Consider the following 21,647-nt stretch of genomic DNA (forward strand, 5'->3'; position numbering starts at 1 on the left):
AGCGTGTTCTCCACTTCGACACTATAGATTTTGTAGCCGCCGCGATTGAGCATGTCCTTGCGGCGGTCGAACACGTACAGGTAGCCGTCACTGTCCATGCTGCCGATATCGCCGCTGTGCCAGTAGCCGCCGGTGAAGTTTTCCGCGGTGGCGGCCGGGTTGTCCCAGTAGCCCTTGACCACCATCGGGCCGCCGATCCAGATTTCGCCTGACTCGCCGCGCGGTACCTCGCGTCCATCCTCGTCCATGATCACGACATGTCCGCACTGCACCGTCCTGCCCACGCTGTCGCGGTGGGTGTCGGTCTGGCCGGGCGGCATCAGTGTCGTGGGTGACGTGGTTTCTGTCGCGCCGTAGGCATTCATCAATACCAGGCCGGGCAGACGCCGGGCGAGCGCATCGATGGTGGCGGTGGGCATGGGCGCGCCGCCGTAGGCGCCCACGCGCCAGGCCGATAAATCGCGCTGGCCGAAGTCCTCCTGCAGCAGGCAGAGGTTGTACATCGCGGGCACCATGACCGTGAAGGTCATGCGCTCGCGCTCCGCAAAGGCCAGGAAATCGGCGGCCTTGAATACCGGCGCCACCAGTAAAGTGCCGGTGACGCGCACCATGACCATCAGCAGGCCGACCAGGCCGGTCACATGGGACAGCGGCACGACCGCTGCGCCGCGATCGGCGGCGGTCAGCGCCATCGTGCTTTCATAATGCATGGTGGAATGCACGATGTTGAAATGCGTGAGCATCGCGCCCTTCGGCCGCCCGGTGGTGCCGGAGGTGTACAGGATCGCCGCGACGTCCTCTTCATCGACCTGCACCGCCTGTTCCAGCGCCGGCCCGTCGGCAAGCGCGTTGAATGCGCTTCTACCGGAGACGCGCAGGCGGAGCGTCGGTGCATCCGCCGGCGCAGGCAAACGATCGGCGAGGTCGGGATCGTGCACGATGGCCGCCGCACCGCAATGCTCAAGGATGTAGGCGATGTCGGGTGCCTGGTCACGCACGCTCAGCGGCACCACGACCGCGCCGAGCGCCGCCGCGGCAAGCGTGGCGACGACGAACTCGATGTCATTGCCCAGCAAGAGTGCGATCCGGTCCCCCTTGCCGATGCCATGGCGCGCGAAGCCCCCGGACGCCGCCATTGCCTGCGCATGGAGCGCGCGCCAGCTCAGGCGCCTGTCGCCGCACACCACGGCTTCGCCGTCCGGATTGCGGGCGGCGGCATCGGCGAACATTGCATACACGCTGCCCGGCCGCTCCGCATAGCAATGCACAAGGCGGTCGCCGAAATGCGATTCGACGCGCGTCGCCGGTTCCCGGATCTGCCAGATGCTCATTCCACCTCCGCTTTTATCGTCCCTGGTAACGTGCCGGCCGCTTGTCGAAGAACGCGGCAACGCCTTCCGCAAAATCGGCAGTCGCGGCGCAGGCGGCGAAGCCGGTTGCCTCCGCATCCAGCTGTTCCTGCAGGCTGCGGCCGAGCGAATCGCGGATCAGGCGTTTCAGCCTGCCTTGCGCCAGTGGCGGCCCGTCCGCAAGGCGGCGCGCGAGCCTGGCCGTTTCTTCCTGCAGCGCGGCAGCCGGTACGACGCGATTGACCAGCCCGATGCGCAAGGCTTCTGCGGCATCAAAGGTTTCGCCGAGCAACGCGATTTCCATCGTCTTGCGCATGCCGACCAGACGTGGCAATGCCCACGATGTCGAGCAGTCGGAACTGGCGCCGATATTCACGTACGCCAGGTTGAAACGGGTGCCTTCTGCCGCGATCGCCAGGTCGGCCGCGAGCGCGACGCCCAGCCCGCCGCCGGCGACCGCGCCGTGCAGGCTGGCAAGCACCGGTGCATCCATTGCCGCCAGCAGCGCGATGCCGCCATGCATCGCCTCGATCAGCGCCTGCGCGGTATCGACCGGGCTGGCCTTCATTGCCGCAAGGTCGCCGCCGGCAATGAAGGCGCGGCCTTCGCCGCTGAGCACCACCACCCTCACCTGCTTGTCTTCGCTGACGGCCCGGCAGGCTTCGAGGAAGCCGTTGGCGGTGGGCACATCGATCGCATTCAGTACGGAGGGGCGGTTGAAGCGGATGTGGGCAATGCCGTCCTCCACCCAATAGCGCAGCGGGGCATCGGAGTCATGGATGCTCATGCGTTTTCCTCGGGCACAAGGTAATACGGCAACGTGGAACCGCGATTCGCCTTGGCCTTGCCCAATTCGTTGCGGGCGAGCACACGCAGGTGGACTTCATCCGGGCCGTCGAAGAAGCGCATTGCGCGGCCCCAGGTCCATAGGTAGGACAGCGGCGTGTCAGGCGTGAGGCCCATCGCGCCGAAGACCTGGATCGCGCGGTCCAGCACGCGCGTCTGCAACTGGGCGGCGACCAGCTTGATGGCGGACACGTCAATGCGCGCCGCCTGGCTGCCCTGCCTGTCCATCAGCCACGCGGCGCGCAGCACGAGCAGGCGCGCCTGGTCGATTTCTACGCGGGAATAGCCGATCCAGTCCTGGACATTGGAAAACTCGCTCAGGTACTTGCCGAAGGTGCGCCGTTCCAGCGCGCGCTCGCACATCAGTTCCAGCGCGAGTTCGCACTGGCCGATGGTCCGCATGCAGTGGTGGACGCGGCCCGGCCCGAGGCGAGCCTGCGCCAGCGCAAAGCCCTTGCCCTCTTCGCCCAGCAGGTTGCTCGCGGGTACACGCACATCACGAAACACCAGTTCGCAATGGCCCTCGGGCGAGGTGTGGTGCATGATCGGCACATTGCGCACCACGCGCAGGCCGGGCGTATCCATCGGCACGATGACCATCGAATGGCGGTTGTGCTTGTCGGCTTCGTCCCGTTCATCTGAAACGCCGAGCACGATTGCGAATGCGCATTTCGGATGTGCGGCATTGGTAATGAACCATTTGCGGCCGTTGATCACATACTGATCGCCTTCGCGGCGGATCGTCGTGCGGATGTTGGTGGCGTCCGACGAGGCAACGTCGGGTTCGGTCATCGCGAAGCAGGAGCGGATGTCGCCGTTCAGGATGGGCTTGAGCCAGCGCTCTTCCTGCTCGGGCGTGGCGAACATGTGCAGCAGTTCCATGTTGCCGGTATCCGGCGCATTGCAGTTGAAGATTTCCGATGCCCAGGGAATGCGTCCCATGATCTCCGCCATCGGCGCGTAATCGAGGTTGCTCATGCGCGTGCCCGGCTCGTCGTCGCGCAGGCCGGGCAGGAACAGGTTCCACAGGCCGGCTTCCTTGGCCAGCTTCTTGAGCGGCTCGATCACGTCGAGCGGATAGGTGCCGCTTTCAGCGAGACGATGCCATTCGCGGTTGGCGGGCAGGATGTGGCGCTCGGTGAACTTCTTCAGCGTGTCCTGCATCGCCAGTGCGTCGGGCGAGAATTCGAAATCCATGTTGAAGTCCCTGGTGAGTGAGTGAAGTCTTTAATGACGTGTCGGCATATTGGCGCCCCGCTCGATCACGTATTCGCGTTCGAATAGTGTACGCGAATGGTTCAGGTCGGATTGCGAGATGACCACGGAAAGCTGCTGGCCCTTGAGCGCGAAGATGACTTCCGACAAGCGCTGCGACAGCGCGGGCGCAACGCCTTCAAAGGGCTCGTCCAGAAGGAGCATGCGGGTGCCGACCGCCAGCGCGCGGCCCAGCGCAACCAGCTTCTGCTGCCCGCCGGAAAGGAGGAGCGCCTTGCGCTCGCGCATGTCGGCGACTTCCGGCATCAGGCCATAGACAAAATCCAGCCTTTCCTTCGCCTTCAATGTCTTCGACACCCACACCGGGAGCAGGATGTTTTCTTCGACAGTCAGTTGCGGCACCAGGCCGCGGTTTTCCGGCATGTAGCCGATGCCGGCTGCGGCGCGCTGGTGGCGGGCCGATGCGGCAAGGTCCATGCCGTTGAAGCGCAGTTCGCCGCCCGCCGGTTTCAGGTGGCCCATCACGGTGCGCATGAAGGTAGTCTTGCCGGCGCCGTTGCGGCCGATCAGGCCAACCATCTGGCCCGGCAGCACGGTCATCGAAAAGCCGCGCAGCGCCGCCATCGACTGGATGCTGACTTCCAGTCCGTTTGCGGACAGCAAGGGTTGTGCGCTCATGCATGGCCTCCAGTCACATAGCGTTTCACTTCCGGGTTCATCAACACCGCGTCCGGCGTGGCGTCTGCAATGATGCGCCCGCTGTAGAACGCGATCACGCGCTCGGAAAACCGGGCGACGATATCCATGTCGTGTTCGACGAACACCACGGTCACCGCTTCGTGCGACAGGCCAGCCATGATGCGCTCCATCGCGACGAATTTTTCCTCCGCGCTGACGCCGGACGTCGGCTCGTCGAGCAGCAGCAGCTTCGGATGGCGCGCCATCGCCATCGCGATGTCGAGCAGCTTGCGCACACCGCCGGGCATTTCCGTAACGCGGCGTTCGGCGAAGGCCGCCAGGCCGAAGCGCTCGAGCAATTGCTCGGCGCGCTGTACGCGGTCAGCCTCATCCGCCGGTTTCCAAATGGACAATCCGGCCGGATGCGCAGCGGCGACGGCGACCAGCAGGTTTTCCATTGCAGTGAGTTCGAGGCAGAGTTGCGGGATCTGGAACGAACGGCAGATGCCGAGCCGTGCCACATGCCGGGGCGCCATCGCCGTGATGTCCGATCCCTCCAGCGAAATGGATCTGCTGTCCGGCCTCAGGTAGCCGGTCACCATGTTGACGAAGGTGGTCTTGCCCGCGCCGTTGCTGCCGATCAGGCTCAGTCTCTGGGCGACCGGCACGTCGATCGAGATGTTGTCGGCGGCAACGACGGCGTCGAAACGCTTGTTCAGGCTTTTTGCCGAAAGCAGGTTCGTCATGTTGCCGTACCCTCCTTGCAGGAAACGACCGGCTTGGGCTGCGCAGGCTTGGCCTTGCGGCCGGACTACAGCGAACCGATGCCGCCGGGCCGGAACAGGACCACCAGCAACAGGAACACGCCCAATGCCAGCTGCCAGGTGTTGGGGAAATACAGGTTGGAAAAGGAACGCACTACTTCCAGCAGCAGCGAGGCCACGATACCTGCCCTTCCATCAACGAGGGTGACCTACTGCTACAGACTGAGACCGGACGATTGGCATCGGAGCGTGACAATCAACACCCGACCGATGGTGTTGAACAAAGCCCTTTGCTGCCGATCCGACGGATTTTGTGGATGTCGGCACGGCAGAGGAATGCTTCCATTTGATGGCGACAAGGAATCTTCCATTTTAGATCCCCGGCGTACGCTGCTGATCTTGTGACTGGTTCTTCAGAATGTGCGTGAAGTCCTCGGCCGCGATTGGCTTGCCGAGATGGAATCCCTGCCCACTTTTACATTGTCTCGCGCGAAGAAAATCAAGCTGCTCGGCTGTTTCGACTCCCTCCGCAATCACCTGATGCTTCATCCTGTTTCCAATGTTGATGACGGCATCCACCAAAATATCATCTGCTCCGTCCCGGATGTCGCCAACAAAGGATTGATCGATCTTCAGGGTATCGATCGGGAATCGCTTCAAGTAGCTCAGGCTGGAAAAGCCGGTCCCGAAATCGTCAATTGCGATACGAATTCCCAATGCCCGCAATGCATCGAGCTTCTGGATTGTGGCATCGCAATCGCGCATCATGACGCCTTCAGTCAGTTCCAGTTCAAGGCGCTGCGGCGACAGTCCGGTATCGTGCAGCACTGAGAGTACAAACTCCAGAAAGTCTTTCGATTCAAACTCGGGCGCGGAAACGTTGACCGCCGTGACGTCTATGGCCAGGCCGGATTGCTCCCATCGCCGAGCCTGCTCGCAGGCTTCGCGCATTACCCAGCGACCGATCGGCAACATTACGCCGCATTCCTGTGCGAACGGCATGAAACCGGATGGGTAAAGCAAGCCGTTGACTGGGTGACGCCATCTTAACAATGCTTCGGCACCGGTTATATTGCCGGTCTTCAGATCAATCTGTGCCTGGTAATGCAGCACAAATTCTTTCCGTGCAATCGCTTCGCGCAGACTGACTTCGAACTGATGACGCTTCACTGCACGCTCGTTCATCGTCTTTTCGAAAAACGCATAACAGTCGCGCCCGCCCTCCTTGGCGGCATACATGGCGGCGTCGGCGTGCTTGATCAATGTGGCATTGTCGGCGCCATCATCCGGGTAAATGCTGATGCCTATACTTGCGCCAATGTGCAGGATGTGCTCCGCGACTGCATAGGGTTCAGTGACGATGCGGTGAATTTTTTCAACGCTCGCGACCAATTCATTCGAGTGGTCAATATCTGTGAGCAGGACAATGAATTCATCGCCGCCCTGGCGGCTTACGGTATCGGCGTTACGGATCCCCATGAGCAGGCGTTGTGCAACGGCTTGGAGCAGCTGGTCGCCGATCCCATGACCCAGCGAATCGTTGACGACCTTGAATCGGTCCAGATCGATAAACAACAACCCGACCCTGGTACCATGACGTTTTGCAAACTTGATCGCTTGCGTAAGGTTTTCCTCGAGTTGAATCCGATTCGGCAGATTGGTCAGGTAATCGTGGTGCGCAAGATGCGCCATCTGCGCCTTTGCCTGCTCCAACTGCTCCGCGAGGATCTGCGCATTGACATTTGCAATCACAAGACGCTTATTGACTTCCTGCAAGCGGGTAACGTGTTCTTCCAACCTTTTCTGCAGGCGGTCTCTATCTGCATCGGCCTGCTCACGCGCGGCGCAGGCAATTTTACGGGAGCGTGCTTCGGCCTCCCTGACTTTCGCGGCAAATTCCCGAATGGCCGCGGTGCACTCTCGAAGATCCACTGCGGCTTCGCGTACGTTTGCAGGTACTTCCCGAGCCCCGGGATCGGCATCTTGAGATGGTTGTAGTGCGGCGTCAGATGACGGTTGAGCGGTCTGGTTCGCCTGATCCAATTTTCGCTGTTCCGGAATCAACCGAGCTCGATCGTCGCCGGCTTCACGGCTTGCACTATCGTCCTTGCTCATGTTGCACCTTAATCCGTTGTCAGGCCTCCCCGCAACATACTTGTCGGCTTTCCAGTGAGGATACCTTCGTAATGCGAAAGCGGGTCGCCGATGACAACCGCATCATCTTCTATGTCGAACAGCCGTATGGCCTTACTGTGCTTGCTGCCACGCACCTTGACGACCGAGATGACGCGCTTGAACTCGCCTTCCAGCTCGATATATCGCTGCAGGATGATGGCGTCCGCGAGGAAGGCATTACCATAGGGGCTAAAGCGCAGATCGCCATACCGGTCTTCAAGTTCCGTCGTCATCAGAACTGTTACACCCATTCCTGTCAGAACGGCAACCAGTCGATAGAGCGACTCGCGGAAGTCTTCCTGAAAAGCCGGCGCCAGTGCCAGTTCAAAGCCGGACAGGGAGTCGATTACCACGCGCTTTGCATTCAGCCGCTGAATCGTGGAGACAAGGTCATGTAGGGTTTCGTCAATCGACAAATCAAGCGAATGCGTATCGATCAGGCCTACTTGTCCGCTCTGCACCAGGTCATCCAGTTTCTGGCTTAACAACTGGTTGGGGCTCTTTTCAAATGCGGCAATTACGCCAGCCTCACCGATGCGCACGCCTTCCGCGAGAAATTCTGTCGCCAGCACCGTCTTCCCCGAACCAGACGGGCCGACCAATAGCGTCGAATAGCCGGCCGGGATTCCGCCGCCCAACATCGCATCGAGCTCCGCCACGCCGGTCGACAAGCGCTTGCTGGTCGCCGGTATCCTGGCCGCCGGACGCTTGACCTCATTCGGATCAACCATTGCACGCGGGAATACATGCACACCGTCATTGTCAATGCGAAACGTATGGGCTCCCTGGCTATTCGCCTGGCCGCGCATTTTCACAACCTGGACCTTGCGAACAACCGAATTTCTCTGCTTGCTCTGCACCAGCCAGACAATGCCATCCGCGATGGTATAAACAGGACTCGTCTGCGCTTCGCTATCCATGTACTCGCCGATGAGAAAAGTAGTCGCCTGCCAGCTCGTCATCTGCATGGAAAGACGTTGGACAAAATGCTGAAGGTCGGTCGGGCCTTTGGATTGGTAATCCGCTGCTTGCACAATCGATCTGAACGAATCGACAAAAACGAAGCTGGGTGAATACGCTTTCACCTCGGCCAGGATGCGCGCCAGCACACGATCATAGTCGCCATCCATAATGTCGTCCGCCAGGTTCACGTAGCGGATCGACTCGTTTTGTTTTTTCAAGTCATAGAACGAAAACTGTTGCTGGTACCGCAACATCTTCAATGACGGTTCTCCCAGTACTGTAAAGAACAGGGCACGGGATTCCGTACTCGTCAGCGCAAACATCATCTGATGCGCCAATGTTGTTTTCCCGGATCCGGGCGTCCCGGCAATCAGGTTGAACGAAAACTCAGGAATGCCTCCCCCAAATAGTGAATCCAGACCCGGAATGCCTGTGACAAGACGCTTGATTTGTACCTTGTTACTCATGCTTGAAACTCCTCGCCCAACGAACCCAAAGCATCCTTACCCCAGGCCGAACGCAAAATATCAATTGTCAGAGGCTCACCAATCAGCGACGCCACCAGGTCACTGAGGTTGAGCAGTAAAGCCGTGCTCGCTTCTCTTGCTTCTGAGCGCGATTGTTGTGCCAGCATGGTTCGCAGGTCGTGGAGAGGCGAAGCATCTGGCGATGACTGGCCGGCGACGAACCATGGAACATTGCGAGCGGTAAGAAAAATACTGCGCTCAAAGACGGAGCGAAAGCCTTCTTCACTGATAAGCGAAGTCAGCTCGATTCTGAGGGGTTCAAAAAGATTTTCGACAATGCTTGTGCCGTCAGTGTCGGGCAGCGCAGCAACAATGTCTAAAATTTTTTTCCGCCGCGCGTCGGTTTTATCCATTAGAGAGATTTAACACTAAAGTGTGTCACGAACAGCTGAAACCAACAAGAATCCCGCTGGCAAGGGAGCAGGATGAAAAGCGGTGGTGTATTTATGATGCATAAATCGCCAAATGGTTTGGCAGACCATATTTCCGACGCTTTCCATATTGATCATACCCGGTTGAAGCAGGCAGCCCTAAAGCCAAGGCTCGAAAAATCCCATTTCGTGAGGTGATAATGTTTGAATTGACTTGAAACACGTGAGCACTGCGCCGGCCAGTTTCCAATTGGAGAACATGCCGTGCGTTGAGAGTATAGTGCAAATTGACAACAAGTCGAGCGAACTTCTCGACTGTTCCGAGCGGAATATCCCGCATCGTTTCTCATCTCAGGAATCGAGGTCCAGCTTGCTTCGAAGGCGAATACGTCGCGCTCTTTCAACTTTTGAGGACACGCTCGGCCAGGTGTTGCACATGTTGAATCCGGGCCGTAGGCAGGCGCGACTTACTCGCCACCTCCGCCTGCTTTGCGACTGCAATTTCGCGATGGTTCGCGCCACGACGGAGACGCGCCTGTTTGATGACTTGTGCCGTCTGGCCGTGGAATCCGGCTGCTACAGAATGGCTTGGGTCGGGGTTGCGAAGTCGGCCGGGGTGAATACTGTTGCATCCGTTTCGCAATTCGGTTGCGGCGACGATTGCACGGAATGCGTCGCGCCGCCGTCGAGCGGTGCACAGGACACTGGTTGTCGTATGGCGGAAGCGGCAATGGAAACGGGATCGGCTCAGATCAACCGCAAGCACCTTTCACCATCGATCATGGCGCCATTGTGTCGGGCCGCAGTCAAGCAAGCCTGCCAGGCGAGCGCCGCATTCCCTTTCACTATTGAAAATCAGGTTCGGGGAGTCTTGATACTTCATTCGGCTGAACCAGAGTCCTTCGGCGTGGAGGAAATGCGACTGCTGGAAGAATTGGCCAGCAATCTGTCCTGTGCCCTGAATTCGCTGCGCGTGCGCAACGAACTTGAAGGCAATCGACGCCGACTGGAACAACGAGTCGACGAACGGACAAGGAGAATCGCCGCGCTAAATGGCCTGCTCGTGGCAAAAGCACTGGACGCCGAAGCGGCCAATGACGCCAAGAGCGCCTTCCTGGCGACCATGAGCCATGAAATTCGCACTCCGCTCAACGCCGTGGTCGGTTTGTCCGGGCTCCTCGCTGATTCCTCTCTGGATCGCCGCCAGCGCGAGTACGCGGACAAGCTCCAGTTATCAGCGCAAGCACTGCGCTTGCTCGTCGACGACATCCTGGACTTCTCCAAGATCGAGGCCGGCGCGCTTCAATTGGAACACGCCCCGTTTTCTCTAAATGCAGTCGTACGCACCACAACCGCGATTCTTGCTGCCGGTGTGCGCGACAAGCCGGTCGAAGCGCTGTTCGACCTGGCGCATGACATGCCGGACGCACTGACCGGCGACGCCGTTCGCCTTCAGCAAATACTTTTGAATCTGATCAGCAACGCGGTCAAGTTCACTGAAACTGGCGAAATTGTCGTTTCGGTGCACTGTGTGGCGCGGGAAGCCGGATCGGTAACATTGCATTTCAGCGTTCGCGATACCGGAGTTGGCATTCCACCTGAACAGTTGGACCAAATCTTTGATGCATTTACCCAAGCGGATAGCTCAACGACCCGCCGGCATGGTGGCACTGGGCTTGGCTTGGCGATCAGCGCCCGTCTTGCAGCGCTAATGGGAGGACAAATCCGTGTCGAGAGTACGCCAGGCCGCGGTAGCGAGTTTCACTTCGTCCTGAAATTCACGCTGGCGGATTGTGATGCCCCGGCGGCGGAAAAACTTCCGCAAGGGTTGAGCGTCCTGATTATCGATGACCATCCCCTGGCCCGAGACATCTTGCAACGGACCTGTACCGCTTTCGGCTGGCAAGCAACCGCGCTCGACTCGGGCCTGGCCGGATTGGACGAGTTGCGTCGCAGTGCTGCCGAAAATCGCGATTACGATCTGATGCTGCTCGATTGGCACATGCCCGGTATGGATGGCGTCGAAATGCTGAAGCAAGCGTACGCCGCCTCAGACGTCGGCCTGCCCCAAGTGATATTGATGCCGTCCGTCTGGGAGTTGGCTCAGGCCGCCGCCGCAAGTGATGAACTCTACCTCGATGGCATCCTTGCCAAACCGATGACACCGGAAACCCTGATTGAAGCGGTGAGGCGAACACATGCTGGCGAGTTCACAGGCATCCTCCTGCCAGAAGAAAAAACAGACCGGCGCCTTGCTGGCATGCGTCTACTCGTTGCCGAAGACAATGCAATAAATCAGCAGGTGGTCGAGCAGGTCCTGATCCGGGCTGGGGCCGAGGTGAAGATCGTCGCCAATGGCCTGGCGGCAGTCGATGCATTGCGCGCATCCGGAACGGAATTCGACGTGATCCTGATGGACATTCAGATGCCGGTCATGGACGGTTACACTGCCACACGGATCATTCGCGAGGAGATGGGCCGGTATGATCTGCCAATTGTCGCCCTCACAGCCCGTGCCTTGCAGGAAGATCGCGAAAAGACGCGGGCCGTCGGCATGGTAGGACACTTGGTCAAGCCGATCGACATCGACGTTTTTCTTGACATTATGGCTGGTGGGCGTGAGGCGCCGGAGCAACCTTGTTCACGGCGGCACGAGGCCGCGGACGGCACTAGTACGACTATCGACCGTCCAATCGTGGATGTGGTCAGCGCCTTGAAAGCGTTTGGCAGGGACAAGAAAAAATATGGCGACCTCTTGCGTGATTTCCTCGCTGCCCATCAAGACGACGTCAACAATGCGCGCCGTCGCTTCAGCACCAATGATTTGAAGGGGGCAGGAGAAGTTCTGCACGGCTTGTGCGGCCTTGGCCACCTTCTACAAGCGCCACAGCTCGCCAACTTGGCGGGCGCGACCGAGGCAGCCATTCGCCAGGGCCGTACCGAAGCAGTTCTGCCCTTGCTTGATGAGCTTCAGCTAGCGATGAATGCTCTAGGGGAGTTCATCGAACAGTTCGACGCCGGGGAATCGGAAGTTTAACGCTAAGGTGAAATAGCTTCTGTTCATTTCTGGTGGGCTGGGATCTTGTGTCCAACTCTTGGGGGGCAGTTCAAAGCCGGGGCGGTTCAGATTGAACGGCGCCGAAGCGCTGGCGCGATTTGCGGGCCACGACGGCAAGGCAATCAGCCCCGCGCGATTCATCCCGGTCGCCAAATCCGCCGGTTTGATCGGAGAACTCGGCGAGTGGGTGGCGGAACAGGCTTGCCGCCAGCATGCGGCGTGGCTGGCGGAGGGGTTGCAAGTCGCGATTGCCACCTACGTCTCACCGCTTCAGTTCCGGCAGCGCGATTTCGCCCATCGACTGGGAACAATCGTGTCTGAAAATGGCGTTGACCCGTACGGCATCCAGGTCGAAGTGACCGAGAGCGCGATCATGGAGAATGTTGATCAGGCGATCGAGATACTAAATCAACTCAAGTCCTTTGGCGTCAAGGTCGCGCTGGACGATTTCGGCACTGGTTATTCCAGCCTGAGCAGCCGCTCCAGTCTGCCGTTGGACAAACTGAAGGTCGACCAGTCGTTCGTGAGCCGCGTCGAGGGCGAGCCGGCGAGCCGAGCCATCACGAGAGCCATGATCGCGCTCGGCCACGCACTGAATCTTGAAATCGTCGGCGAAGGCATCGAATCCGAGGACACGCTGGGATATTTGCGCAGCGAGGGCTGCGACCAGGCTCAGGGCTTTTGGGTCAGCCATCCATTGCCTCCATCGGAATTCGCACAGTGGTATCGAACACACCAGGTGGGCGGGTAAAGCCGACGCTTGGCCATCTCCGCCCGGCGGTTCTCTGCGTCGGGCGCCGCCTTTCGATTGGCTGCGGAGAGCTTCCGGCGTAGAAGTAACGCTCAGGGCTGAGCAACGCGGAAACAGTCGTCAGGCATTCACTCTATAGCGGACATTTACCCCTGCGAAAGAGTCTCCGTTGATTCATGCGTGGTAGAGGAAAACAGATCCCACACGGCAATGAACAGTGCGGCGATCACCGGGCCGATGACAAAGCCATTGAGCCCGAAAAGAGCCAGTCCGCCAAGCGTCGAGATTAGCACGACGTAGTCGGGCATTTGCGTGTCCTGTCCAACCAATATCGGCCGCAGCACGTTGTCGACGAGACCGATCACAAGGATGCCAAAGACGATCAGGGTTACGCCCTGCCAGATTGCCCCCGTGAGGAGGAAATAAATTGCGACCGGTGCCCAGATCAAGCCAGCGCCAATCGCCGGCAGCAATGAAAGAAACGCCATGACAACGCCCCATACTAGCGGGCTACGGATTCCGATAATCCAGAACATGAGGCCGCCCAAGGCGCCTTGCACTGCGGCGACAGCGATGTTGCCCTTGACGGTCGCGCGGATAACGGTCGTGAACTTGCCGAACAGATTGCGTTTGTGTTCGGTGCTGAGCGGTATTGCGTGCCTGATACTGCGCGACAAACTCCGCCCGTCGCGGAGGAAAAAGAACAGGAGGTACAGCATGATGCCGAAGCTGATGACGAACTCGAACGTGTTCTGGCCGATGGTGAATGCCCGCGTGGCGATCACTTGGCTGCCCTGGACCGCTGCGGCGGATAGCTTTTCCTGCAGTGCCAAAAGATTGCCCAGGTCAAAACGATTAAGCAACCGGACAATCCACGACGGCAGAGTACTCATGATTTGCTGGAAATACGCACCGAAATCGAGGGTTCCAGATCGGATCTCTTTATATAACGATGCTCCTTCCTGGACCAATGCGGCGGCAATCAACGCGAGCGGGAAAATCACGATGACCAGCGAAAGCAGCAGCGTCGTCAGTGCAGCCAGGTTTGGCCTACGGGGCATCGCGCGAAGTAATTGGCGATGGAACGGCTCGAACAAAATGGCGAGAACAGTCCCCCAGAACAGCGCGCCATAGAACGGCCAAAGAATCCATCCGAATGCGAGCGAGACCGCCAGCAAGAGCCACAGAAACGCCTTTTGATGAAGCTCGGGATGATCCATCGATTCCTCCTTTTGGAGGCACCTTGCCCCAAATGGTCTGACACCGGATTGCGGGGTGTCATCCCGGCACGCAAAAATCGCCTGTCGCCTGGCAAACCTGAGCCTCCGCGAAACTTTCGCAATAGGGAAGTGCAGTCAAGAACGTAGCTGCGCCTGTGTCCGCTTAAAGATCAATAGTTATTCGTTGCTCGCGTCCTGGGGCCAGAAACACTGTAACCTCGCAGTTGAGGGCGACCGGATCGCTTGCAGGAAAGGTGAAGCCCAAGGCTTCGTCCAGGGAGGCGTCGCGACGTTTCTGTTCGCACATGTTCTCCTGGAACTGTTGCAAGTTTGCATCCTCGGAGGACATCGTTGGAAAGTGTTTGTTCATGACGAAATTCCTTCATAAAATCAATTAGGCGCAGGCCTACCCTACAGTGGCAATCGGAATGCGCCAATGGAGAACGACATAGCTATCGTGGATCAGTGCAGCGATCTTGTCGGTGTCCAGGCGCACATAAGACTGCATGTTCGCACCGGCTTTGATTGCTACGGAAATACGATGTCTGTCTTGCATACTCCAAAGCAGAACCACCTTCTGGCCGCATTGCCGCCGGAGGAGTTCGGACGCCTGCAGCCGCATCTTGAGTTTGTCTCGATGCCTCTCGGAAAAGTACTTTACGAGTCGGGCAGTCAATTGCAGCACGTCTACTTTCCGACAACGAGTATCGTATCGCTGCTCTATGTCATGGAGGACGGCGCGTCCGCCGAGATTGCCGTGGTCGGTAACGAAGGAATACTGGGCATTGCGCTGTTCATGGGGGGCGGAACAACGCCTAGCCGCGCCGTCGTGCAAAGTGCCGGGCACGGCTACCGGCTACAGGCGGCTTTGCTTAGGGATGAGTTCAATCGGGCCGGTCCGATGCTGCATCTGTTACTGCGCTATACGCAGGCTCTGATTACCCAAATGGCGCAGACTGCGGTCTGCAATCGTCACCATACCGTCGACCAACAGCTCTGCCGCTGGCTGCTGATGAGTCTTGACCGTCTCTCCTCGAATGAGCTTTTCATGACCCAGGAACTGATCGCTAACATGCTGGGAGTCCGCCGCGAAGGCGTGACTGAGGCGGCAGGAAAACTGCAAAGCGATGGCTTGATCCACTATCGCCGCGGCCATATTACGGTCGTCGATCGAGCTGGTCTTGAATCACGCGCCTGCGAATGCTATCAAGTCGTAAAAAAGGAGTTTGATCGGCTCCTGCCTGGCCTCATTGCAACCTGACCGTCTTGCGTCATCAGGACAACCGGCTGTGTCGGTATTTGCGACAATCAGGTCGAACGAGTGGTAGCGCGAGTCGTGGCAATTTCGCGCCTCGCTCTCAAGGATGACCACGCTGCATATAGCATGTTCCGATGTTGGGCCCACAAAAGCGCCACATCGGACCACGTAATGCGATCGTTATCGACTGCAAATTCATAACTGCCGGACTTCAGTTTGTGCTGTACAAAACCGGGCCCTGCAGTCTTCGCATTCGCACTGCCCGTGGACGACCGGACTCTGACCTGGCTGTTGACTCCATGTACGCTGAGCAGGTTAGCAACCTCCGTTTCCGCAATCCAGCGCTCATAGCCTTCTGCGACATTTCCCGACAAGGTGACCCAGCCGTTCGACACCAGTACCCCGATTGTGTAATCAGTCTTTGGCGTCAAGCGTCCCAGCACGCGTTTGCAGGCAAGCGCGATATTGTCGTCGGCAGGCGTGATACCGGGGGCGAAGACCTTTAGCCGTCCCAATACGTCATTTACGCCGGCGATGCGCCTTGCCACAGATTCGACCAGCCACCGCTCACCATCTCCGTCCACGATACCGGTCAATGTGACCGCTCCGTCCTTGACTTGAACGCCGATAGCGTCCGCGCGAACCGAGGGTTCCATTTCCAATTCGTCCTGTACGTCCCGCTCAATCTGCGTATCTGTTCTTGCAGCGTTGCCCGGCTTCGTGGCCGGATTTTCGTCTTTGGCTAGAGGCGAACTCTCCGTCCATATACGAGGCCATTTGAAGCCTGCAAAATATGGGATTTTTTTCGGCCAATAGGCCGTTCGATATTGGCACATACATTTTCCCGTTCGCGTCTTGAGTGAGGCGGGCTGCGCATGCAATCGATAACGGGCCGAAGCACGCCATGCCGGGAATCCGGAACCTTTGAAACAGGATGCGCCTGCAACGGGTTGGCGTCTGTGTGACACCGAACATAGACGTCAGATGTGTCATTTCAGTGGCGGCGCAATACTCGCATGCGGTTTCCTTTTTTCCGCGTCAGCTTTTCTGTCCAAGTTTGAACCTCCTGCGCTTCTTTGCAATCGAACTCGAGCGACAAGTTCTTTCTGCGAGAAAGGAGATGACATGAATCGCGATCAGATCAGGGGCGGCATTAAAGATGCCGCTGGCAGAATTCAAAGAAAATTCGGCCAACTAATCGGAAGCAATCAACAGGAAGCAAAAGGCGTGGCGACGCAAGCTGAGGGAAAATTCCAAAGAACTGTTGGCAACGCAAGCGACACTGTTGAAAAGACGACAGACAACGCGAAAGACGTCCTGAAACGATAAGAACCGTCAAATCAAGGCGTACTTTTTTAATAGAGAGCGGCGAGCTTTCCCGCCGCTTTCATTTTGTGGCTATGTGCGCTCCCGCACGGACAACGAGGCTGTCACGACGGATTATTGAAATAAGCACCACTTTCTGTCATGACGTGGCTGGCCTCTGGCGCTCGGCCTTCGTCGCAATGAGTCAATCATCCGGCTTGCCAATGCAAAGGATTCATCATGTCCATTCCTACACTCGAATACAAAGGGAACGAGTTGCGCGCGTATGTATGCACAGCAAACGCTTCCGCTTTATCGCGACCCCTATGCACCGGGGCCGCACCGATTCGCGTCAGTTGTCCGGATCGACACGCTTTCCCCAGGTGAGGGGACAGCGTGGCGTTATCAGACCGAGTTCAAAGGCGACGACCCGACTACCGCTGCTGACGCCCTTGACCGCGCGTTTCAGTTCGGAAAGGACATCGTCGACGGAAAGGTGCAGGCGCAAGCGCTCTGACCTTGGCGGCGGAGGTGTCATCGTGGGAGGGATGCCCCCATTTTTGTCATGATCGGAGAGCACAGCATGGCTACCAACGGATCGGAAAGCAGGAATGTGAATCAAGCCATTCGCGTTCAATTAGGAAATGAGCGCCACGCCTTGCGTGACGTAGAAAGAGACGTTGCGGCGTCAATGGGTATTGGATTTGACGGTCGATTTTATCGATACAAAACGTTTCGATACGAACGATTTTCCGATGCAATCAGTTACGCAGAGTTGGAGCGGCGCAGGCCACAATACCGGGCAACGGTGATCGATGCGCCCCCTTGGGAAAAACCGGTCGAACCGTCGGAGCAGGAGCAGCGAGTGATGGCGGCGTTGGGGATTACCTTTGACGGCAGGTACTATCGCTTTGATGGTTATCGGTACGAACAGTGTGGCGACGCCGCGAACTATGCGCAATCGCGGACCCGCGAAAAACGGCCGTGACTGTCCAATGCGAGTCTAAAAAGGAGGGCGCCTTCGGCCGGAAACTCCCTGGTCATCGAAAGGTCACCCTTGCGTCGCCCGATCACATGCCATGAAAGAAGCCGAAATGCAGCTATCGCCCGCCAGTGCCGCCCGCATCCAGTCACCTACCGAGGAGATCAGCAACAGCGTCAGCCATGGAATCGGGTTGGTCGCGACGCTCGCCGGGACGCCGTTTAAAGCCATGGCGCAAGCCGGCATTTCAATATCGGATTTCTGCTGTGCTTGCAAAGGCACGCGCAACTCGCATGCTGCGCGACGATCAAAAAAGGCCGCATTGCACAGCTTTTCAACCAGGAGCTTCAAATGGGCTTTTCACACACCCGATGGTTCGGCATTGCATGGTCTGCCGTGGCCGCCGCCTGCCTGTCAGCGCAAGCCGGCAACAGCACGTCGGCAAGCAGCAGTTCATCCGGCCCGTCCGGGTCGAGCAGCGAAGTTGCGTTCAGCGCCGTCGAGGGCAGGCATACGGTGAACGGCGACGTGCTGGAAATCAAGGCGCATGAACTCCTGGTGAATGGCATCTTCTACGGGAAGGTGAACAGCAGCTCGAACGTAAAATATCGTGTCCGCGGAAACGAGAAGGCAGTTTACGTGGATGGCAAGAAACGTCAGCCGGAAAAGTGATTGGTGCCAGATGAAATTCGACTGGAGCAGCTCCAGTGTAAAAGCAGAACGTCCGGAACCCGGCATAAAGCAGTCGAGGTACGTAAAGAGCGTTTGTGCCGCGTCTGTTAAGGGTTGTACGACGTCTGCCCGCCCGGTCCCGCTGCGACTCACACTCATGCGCGTGTGGGCAGGCGTCCTACAACCCTTAACATTTTCCGCCGGTCAATTGAAGGGAAGCAATGACCGCTCCCCAGTCTGAACCTGCTCGTGAAAAGGCGTAGCCTCATCGGCTAGATACGATAGTTCCTGCAAGTTCAAGGCACGAAGAGCTCTGACATCAATGTGGAGGTCAGATCTGGTTTTCTACAGATAATTCGAACGCACTACCCCCATCCTAACCTTCCCCCTGCAAGGGGGAAGGAACCTGAACGTGCGTTGGTTCCCATCGTCCCCGCTTACAACGCCCGCGAAATCACTTCCTTCATGATTTCATTCGTCCCGCCGTAGATGCGTTGAATCCGCGCATCCACATACATCCTGCCGATCAGGTACTCATTCATATACCCATATCCCCCGAACAGCTGCAGGCATTCATCGATCACCTTGTTCTGAAGGTCGCTCGCCCACATCTTCGCCATCGAAGCGCCGACCGTATCCAGGCGTCCGGCCACCAGGTCTTCGATGCACCGGTCCACATAGGCGCGCGCCGCCGTCACGTTGGCGGCGATTTCGGCCAGCTTGAACTTCGTGTTCTGGAATTGCGCGATCGGCTGGCCGAAGGCTTCGCGTTCGCGCGTGTACTGCAGGGTCGCTTCATACGCGCCTTCCATTGCCGCCGCCGCTGTCACAGCGATGATAGTGCGCTCATAAGGCAAGTCGCCCATGAGCTGGTAGAAACCCCTGCCCTCTTCGCCGCCGAGCAGGCAGTTGGCATCGACTTTCACGTTGTCGAAGAACAGTTCCGACGTGTCCTGCGCCTTGAGGCCGATCTTGTCCAGCACGCGCCCCACCTCGTAGCCTGGCTGGCTCTCCGTCTCCACGATCAGGATGGACATGCCCTTGGCCTTTTGCGCCGGGTCGGTCTTGGCCACGACGAGCACCAGGCCGGCCAGGTAGCCGTTGGTAATGAAGGTCTTGGAGCCGTTGATCACATAGTGGTCGCCATGGCGCTCCGCGCGGGTGCGTACGCCCTGCAGGTCGGAACCGGCGCCGGGCTCGGTCATCGCAATCGCGCCGACCAGCTCGCCGCGCGCCATGCGGGGCAGGTAGTTCCGCTTCTGCTCTTCGGTGCCGTGGTTGAGGAGGTAGTGCGCGACGATGCTGTGCACCGAGGCATTCATGCCCGTCAGGCTGCGGCGCGCCATTTCTTCGTAGAACACGGTCTCGTGGCGGAAGTCGCCGCCACCGCCGCCGTATTCTTCCGGAATGTCGGAACATAGCAGGCCGAGTTCGCCGGCCTTACGCCAGAGTGCGTGCCCCACGTGGCCGCGCTTGCGGGCGGCCTCGTCGTCGGGAAGCATCTCGTTTTCGATGAAGCGGATGACGGTATCGCGGTAGATCGCGAGTTCCTCGTTCATCCAGCTGCGGTGGAATTGGATTGCCATACCGTTAATTTCTCCAGGCTACATCCCGGGCACACTGCCGAGCTTGTCATACCCGGTGCCATTGAACCTGAACATCTGCATCTTTTCAATCGGATATCACGTTGAGGGATCGATCGCGTCGCCGTCATCCGCTGGTTCAGCGTATTGAGGCGCTCCAGGCGGTTGAACGTGACCCAGTCGGGGCCGCCGCGTTTTTCTACCCGGAGCGTTTCATGTTTCACATTTCTTCCGGATTACATGCGCTTCATGGCACAGCTGGTTGGCACTTCGGTTTCCCTGGACGGGATCGCGGCCACCGTACGGAAGCCATAGCCTGTGTTTTCGGTGTCGTACTTGACGGTGCTGCCGTTCTTCTTGCTATAGGCCGACAGGACCAGCGGCTGGATCAGCTGGTGGTCGTCCTTGCGCATCACAACCTTGCCGTTTCCGGCCTCGAATTCCATGCCTTCCAGTGCCTGCGACACCTTCAGCGGGTCGGTCGACCTGGCCTTGTCCATGGCAGCCGCCAGCATCTGGATCGTCGTGTTGATGCGCACGTAGGAGAATTCCAGTCCCGGGAAACGCTTCGCATAGTCGTCGGCGAACTTGTCCAGCTTGTTCGGCTGGATGTTGCGATGCCACTCGGTGATCTGGTACACGGTGTCCTCCGGCATGTCGCCAAGCGCGGTCGGCGTGCCGCGCACCGCGGCAAAATACGTGAAGAACTTCGTCTTCATGCCGGCTTCCTTCGAGGCGCGCAGCAGCAGCGCGAGGTCATTGCCCCAGTTGCCGGTAATGACGGTATCGGCGCCCGTTGCCTTGATCTTGGCGACATAGGGGGCGAAGTCCTTGACCTTGCCGAAGGGATGCAGCTCGTTGCCGACGATGTCGACATCCGGGCGCTTTTTCGGCAACGCAGCAACGAGCGCCTTGGCCATCTGTTGTCCGTGCGCATAGTCCTGCCCGATGATGTAGACCTTCTTGATGGCCTTGTCCGTCGCCATGTAGTTGGTCAGCGCTTCCACCTTCATCAGGTTGTGCGCGTCGAAGCTGTAATACCAGAAGCTGCACTTGGAATTGGTCAGTTCGGGGTCGTTCGATGCATAGTTCAGGAACAGCACGGTCTTGTCCGGATTGCGGTCGTTCCACTTGTTGATGGCGTCGATCAGCGCGCCGGCGGCGCCGGAACCCTGTCCCTGCACGATGTAGCGTATGCCGCTGTCGGTCACTTTCTTCAGCAGGACAAGCGATTCTTCCGGGCTCGCCTTGTTGTCCATCGGGACGATTTCCAGCTTCTGTCCGCCGAGCACGCCGCCCTTCGCGTTGACGTCGTCGGCGATCGCCTGGAAGCTCTTCAGGCCGAATTCCCCGATGCTGGCAAAGGCACCGGACAAGGGATCGATGTAGGCAACCTTGATTTGCGCGTGGGCGGTGGCGGATGCACCAAGGGCGAGGCCGAGCAACAGGCCCGGTACGTGGCGAGTCAACATGCTGTCTCCTTTGGAATGAGCTGGACGCTATGCGGTCGCGCCAGCGGTTGTATGTATTGTGTCGGGACGGGGAGTTGCGGGCGTCGTCGGAAGCGACGATTTTGGTGCGGCGAGGAGGCGCGGCCGGAAACGGCGGGAGGTGTTGCTATTTTGAAATGATTTGTGGAGAAGCGTTGGCGTCTGCTGTGTCTCCTTTCAGCAATGTCTTCATCAACGCGACCGAGGAATCGAGGGCCATGTCGCGTGCCTGCTCCGACGCAAGCGCCCGTGCCACGATGACCGCGCCGATGCACTGGATGACCGCGGCCCAGGCGGTTGGACCGGAGCAGCCGGTACGGCGGATGATGACGTCGACGATACGGTCAATGGCGTCTTCGTACGCTCTCTTTGTTTCGCTGCCGGCACGGCCGATGTCCGCGCTGAATGCCGGGAGCGCGCAGCCGTCCGAGGGCGCGTCG

Annotated in this window: 22 protein-coding genes and 1 pseudogene; 7 read left to right on the forward strand and 16 right to left on the reverse strand. The window is 58.7% G+C overall.

What is annotated here, in order from left to right; genetic code table 11:
- From AYR66_RS26555 to AYR66_RS26590, 9 genes are all read right to left on the reverse strand, one after another.
- On the reverse strand, positions 1-1,331 hold a 1,331-nt coding region (locus AYR66_RS26555; RefSeq protein WP_206047352.1), incomplete at its 3' end, for a class I adenylate-forming enzyme family protein.
- A 13-nt stretch (positions 1,332-1,344) separates the two neighbouring features.
- Positions 1,345-2,136 carry an enoyl-CoA hydratase/isomerase family protein gene (locus AYR66_RS26560; protein WP_088710545.1) on the reverse strand — a complete coding sequence of 264 codons (792 nt, stop codon included), beginning with the start codon at positions 2,134-2,136 and terminating at the stop codon, positions 1,345-1,347.
- Positions 2,133-3,392, reverse strand: coding sequence for an acyl-CoA dehydrogenase family protein (locus tag AYR66_RS26565; protein ID WP_088710546.1), 1,260 nt, complete (start codon positions 3,390-3,392; stop codon positions 2,133-2,135). The genes AYR66_RS26560 and AYR66_RS26565 overlap by 4 nt, the downstream gene beginning before the upstream one ends.
- Before the next feature lie 30 nt (positions 3,393-3,422).
- Entirely contained in the window at positions 3,423-4,088 is a 666-nt protein-coding gene (locus tag AYR66_RS26570; RefSeq protein ID WP_088710547.1) for an ABC transporter ATP-binding protein, read from the reverse strand.
- Positions 4,085-4,834 (reverse strand): ABC transporter ATP-binding protein, encoded by a 750-nt coding sequence (locus AYR66_RS26575; protein WP_088710548.1) that lies wholly within the window; start codon positions 4,832-4,834, stop codon positions 4,085-4,087. The genes AYR66_RS26570 and AYR66_RS26575 overlap by 4 nt, the downstream gene beginning before the upstream one ends.
- A 65-nt stretch (positions 4,835-4,899) precedes the next feature.
- Entirely contained in the window at positions 4,900-5,031 is a 132-nt protein-coding gene (locus tag AYR66_RS30510; protein WP_272938384.1) for a hypothetical protein, read from the reverse strand.
- A 193-nt stretch (positions 5,032-5,224) separates the two neighbouring features.
- Positions 5,225-6,967: a putative bifunctional diguanylate cyclase/phosphodiesterase gene (locus AYR66_RS26580; RefSeq protein ID WP_088710549.1), complete on the reverse strand. Its 1,743-nt coding sequence runs from the start codon at positions 6,965-6,967 to the stop codon at positions 5,225-5,227.
- Between the two features lie 8 nt (positions 6,968-6,975).
- Entirely contained in the window at positions 6,976-8,457 is a 1,482-nt protein-coding gene (locus tag AYR66_RS26585) for a DUF7125 family protein (RefSeq protein WP_088710550.1), read from the reverse strand.
- Positions 8,454-8,870, reverse strand: coding sequence for a hypothetical protein (locus tag AYR66_RS26590; protein ID WP_088710551.1), 417 nt, complete (start codon positions 8,868-8,870; stop codon positions 8,454-8,456). The genes AYR66_RS26585 and AYR66_RS26590 overlap by 4 nt, the downstream gene beginning before the upstream one ends.
- Before the next feature lie 298 nt (positions 8,871-9,168).
- On the opposite strand from AYR66_RS26590, the gene AYR66_RS26595 reads away from it, so the two are divergent.
- Entirely contained in the window at positions 9,169-11,925 is a 2,757-nt protein-coding gene (locus tag AYR66_RS26595) for a response regulator (RefSeq protein WP_170942387.1), read from the forward strand.
- A gap of 91 nt (positions 11,926-12,016) precedes the next feature.
- On the forward strand, positions 12,017-12,697 hold the full coding sequence (locus tag AYR66_RS26600) for an EAL domain-containing protein (RefSeq protein ID WP_170942388.1): 681 nt from the start codon (positions 12,017-12,019) through the stop codon (positions 12,695-12,697).
- 146 nt (positions 12,698-12,843) lie between these two features.
- On the opposite strand, the gene AYR66_RS26605 is transcribed toward AYR66_RS26600, so the two are convergent.
- On the reverse strand, positions 12,844-13,917 hold the full coding sequence (locus AYR66_RS26605) for an AI-2E family transporter (protein WP_088710554.1): 1,074 nt from the start codon (positions 13,915-13,917) through the stop codon (positions 12,844-12,846).
- Between the two features lie 163 nt (positions 13,918-14,080).
- On the reverse strand, positions 14,081-14,287 hold the full coding sequence (locus AYR66_RS26610; RefSeq protein WP_088710555.1) for a hypothetical protein: 207 nt from the start codon (positions 14,285-14,287) through the stop codon (positions 14,081-14,083).
- A gap of 171 nt (positions 14,288-14,458) precedes the next feature.
- Between AYR66_RS26610 and AYR66_RS26615 the strand changes: the two genes are divergently transcribed.
- A complete protein-coding gene (locus AYR66_RS26615) occupies positions 14,459-15,178 on the forward strand; it encodes a Crp/Fnr family transcriptional regulator (RefSeq protein WP_088710563.1) in 720 nt (239 codons plus the stop codon).
- A gap of 47 nt (positions 15,179-15,225) precedes the next feature.
- On the opposite strand, the gene AYR66_RS26620 is transcribed toward AYR66_RS26615, so the two are convergent.
- Positions 15,226-16,011 (reverse strand): BON domain-containing protein, encoded by a 786-nt coding sequence (locus AYR66_RS26620; RefSeq protein ID WP_088710556.1) that lies wholly within the window; start codon positions 16,009-16,011, stop codon positions 15,226-15,228.
- A gap of 289 nt (positions 16,012-16,300) precedes the next feature.
- Between AYR66_RS26620 and AYR66_RS26625 the strand changes: the two genes are divergently transcribed.
- The 3 genes from AYR66_RS26625 to AYR66_RS26635 all read left to right on the forward strand — a co-directional run bounded on the left by AYR66_RS26625 (position 16,301) and on the right by AYR66_RS26635 (position 17,468).
- Complete coding sequence (locus AYR66_RS26625; protein ID WP_088710557.1) at positions 16,301-16,504, forward strand: CsbD family protein; 204 nt, start codon at positions 16,301-16,303, stop codon at positions 16,502-16,504.
- 262 nt (positions 16,505-16,766) lie between these two features.
- Positions 16,767-16,997, forward strand: a complete 231-nt coding sequence (locus AYR66_RS26630; protein ID WP_337367509.1) for a hypothetical protein — start codon at positions 16,767-16,769, stop codon at positions 16,995-16,997.
- A gap of 66 nt (positions 16,998-17,063) precedes the next feature.
- Positions 17,064-17,468 (forward strand): hypothetical protein, encoded by a 405-nt coding sequence (locus AYR66_RS26635; RefSeq protein WP_141104340.1) that lies wholly within the window; start codon positions 17,064-17,066, stop codon positions 17,466-17,468.
- A 63-nt stretch (positions 17,469-17,531) separates the two neighbouring features.
- Here AYR66_RS26635 and AYR66_RS29130 read toward each other — a convergent pair whose 3' ends face one another.
- Positions 17,532-17,813 (reverse strand): hypothetical protein, encoded by a 282-nt coding sequence (locus tag AYR66_RS29130; protein ID WP_088710559.1) that lies wholly within the window; start codon positions 17,811-17,813, stop codon positions 17,532-17,534.
- On the opposite strand from AYR66_RS29130, the gene AYR66_RS29135 reads away from it, so the two are divergent.
- Complete coding sequence (locus AYR66_RS29135) at positions 17,814-18,134, forward strand: hypothetical protein (protein ID WP_088710560.1); 321 nt, start codon at positions 17,814-17,816, stop codon at positions 18,132-18,134.
- 437 nt (positions 18,135-18,571) lie between these two features.
- Here AYR66_RS29135 and AYR66_RS26650 read toward each other — a convergent pair whose 3' ends face one another.
- The 3 genes and pseudogenes from AYR66_RS26650 to AYR66_RS29140 form a co-directional block, all read right to left on the reverse strand.
- Positions 18,572-19,720 carry an acyl-CoA dehydrogenase family protein gene (locus AYR66_RS26650; protein WP_088710561.1) on the reverse strand — a complete coding sequence of 383 codons (1,149 nt, stop codon included), beginning with the start codon at positions 19,718-19,720 and terminating at the stop codon, positions 18,572-18,574.
- 233 nt (positions 19,721-19,953) lie between these two features.
- On the reverse strand, positions 19,954-21,189 hold the full coding sequence (locus AYR66_RS26655; protein ID WP_088710562.1) for a branched-chain amino acid ABC transporter substrate-binding protein: 1,236 nt from the start codon (positions 21,187-21,189) through the stop codon (positions 19,954-19,956).
- 145 nt (positions 21,190-21,334) lie between these two features.
- Positions 21,335-21,647 (reverse strand): annotated as a pseudogene (locus AYR66_RS29140) (hypothetical protein); the annotation flags it as partial.

The sequence above is a fragment of the Noviherbaspirillum denitrificans genome, assembly GCF_002211445.1.
GTDB lineage: Bacteria > Pseudomonadota > Gammaproteobacteria > Burkholderiales > Burkholderiaceae_D > Noviherbaspirillum > Noviherbaspirillum denitrificans.

Coding starts and splice junctions, on each gene's coding strand:
- AYR66_RS26560 (WP_088710545.1), bottom strand. CDS start 2,136: ATGAGCATCCATGACTCCGATGCCCCGCTGCGCTATTGGGTGGAGGAC.
- AYR66_RS26565 (WP_088710546.1), bottom strand. CDS start 3,392: ATGGATTTCGAATTCTCGCCCGACGCACTGGCGATGCAGGACACGCTG.
- AYR66_RS26570 (WP_088710547.1), bottom strand. CDS start 4,088: ATGAGCGCACAACCCTTGCTGTCCGCAAACGGACTGGAAGTCAGCATC.
- AYR66_RS26575 (WP_088710548.1), bottom strand. CDS start 4,834: ATGACGAACCTGCTTTCGGCAAAAAGCCTGAACAAGCGTTTCGACGCC.
- AYR66_RS26580 (WP_088710549.1), bottom strand. CDS start 6,967: ATGAGCAAGGACGATAGTGCAAGCCGTGAAGCCGGCGACGATCGAGCT.
- AYR66_RS26585 (WP_088710550.1), bottom strand. CDS start 8,457: ATGAGTAACAAGGTACAAATCAAGCGTCTTGTCACAGGCATTCCGGGT.
- AYR66_RS26590 (WP_088710551.1), bottom strand. CDS start 8,870: ATGGATAAAACCGACGCGCGGCGGAAAAAAATTTTAGACATTGTTGCT.
- AYR66_RS26605 (WP_088710554.1), bottom strand. CDS start 13,917: ATGGATCATCCCGAGCTTCATCAAAAGGCGTTTCTGTGGCTCTTGCTG.
- AYR66_RS26610 (WP_088710555.1), bottom strand. CDS start 14,287: ATGAACAAACACTTTCCAACGATGTCCTCCGAGGATGCAAACTTGCAA.
- AYR66_RS26615 (WP_088710563.1), top strand. CDS start 14,459: ATGTCTGTCTTGCATACTCCAAAGCAGAACCACCTTCTGGCCGCATTG.
- AYR66_RS26620 (WP_088710556.1), bottom strand. CDS start 16,011: ATGTGCCAATATCGAACGGCCTATTGGCCGAAAAAAATCCCATATTTT.
- AYR66_RS26625 (WP_088710557.1), top strand. CDS start 16,301: ATGAATCGCGATCAGATCAGGGGCGGCATTAAAGATGCCGCTGGCAGA.
- AYR66_RS26630 (WP_337367509.1), top strand. CDS start 16,767: ATGTATGCACAGCAAACGCTTCCGCTTTATCGCGACCCCTATGCACCG.
- AYR66_RS26635 (WP_141104340.1), top strand. CDS start 17,064: ATGGCTACCAACGGATCGGAAAGCAGGAATGTGAATCAAGCCATTCGC.
- AYR66_RS29135 (WP_088710560.1), top strand. CDS start 17,814: ATGGGCTTTTCACACACCCGATGGTTCGGCATTGCATGGTCTGCCGTG.
- AYR66_RS26650 (WP_088710561.1), bottom strand. CDS start 19,720: ATGGCAATCCAATTCCACCGCAGCTGGATGAACGAGGAACTCGCGATC.
- AYR66_RS26655 (WP_088710562.1), bottom strand. CDS start 21,189: ATGTTGACTCGCCACGTACCGGGCCTGTTGCTCGGCCTCGCCCTTGGT.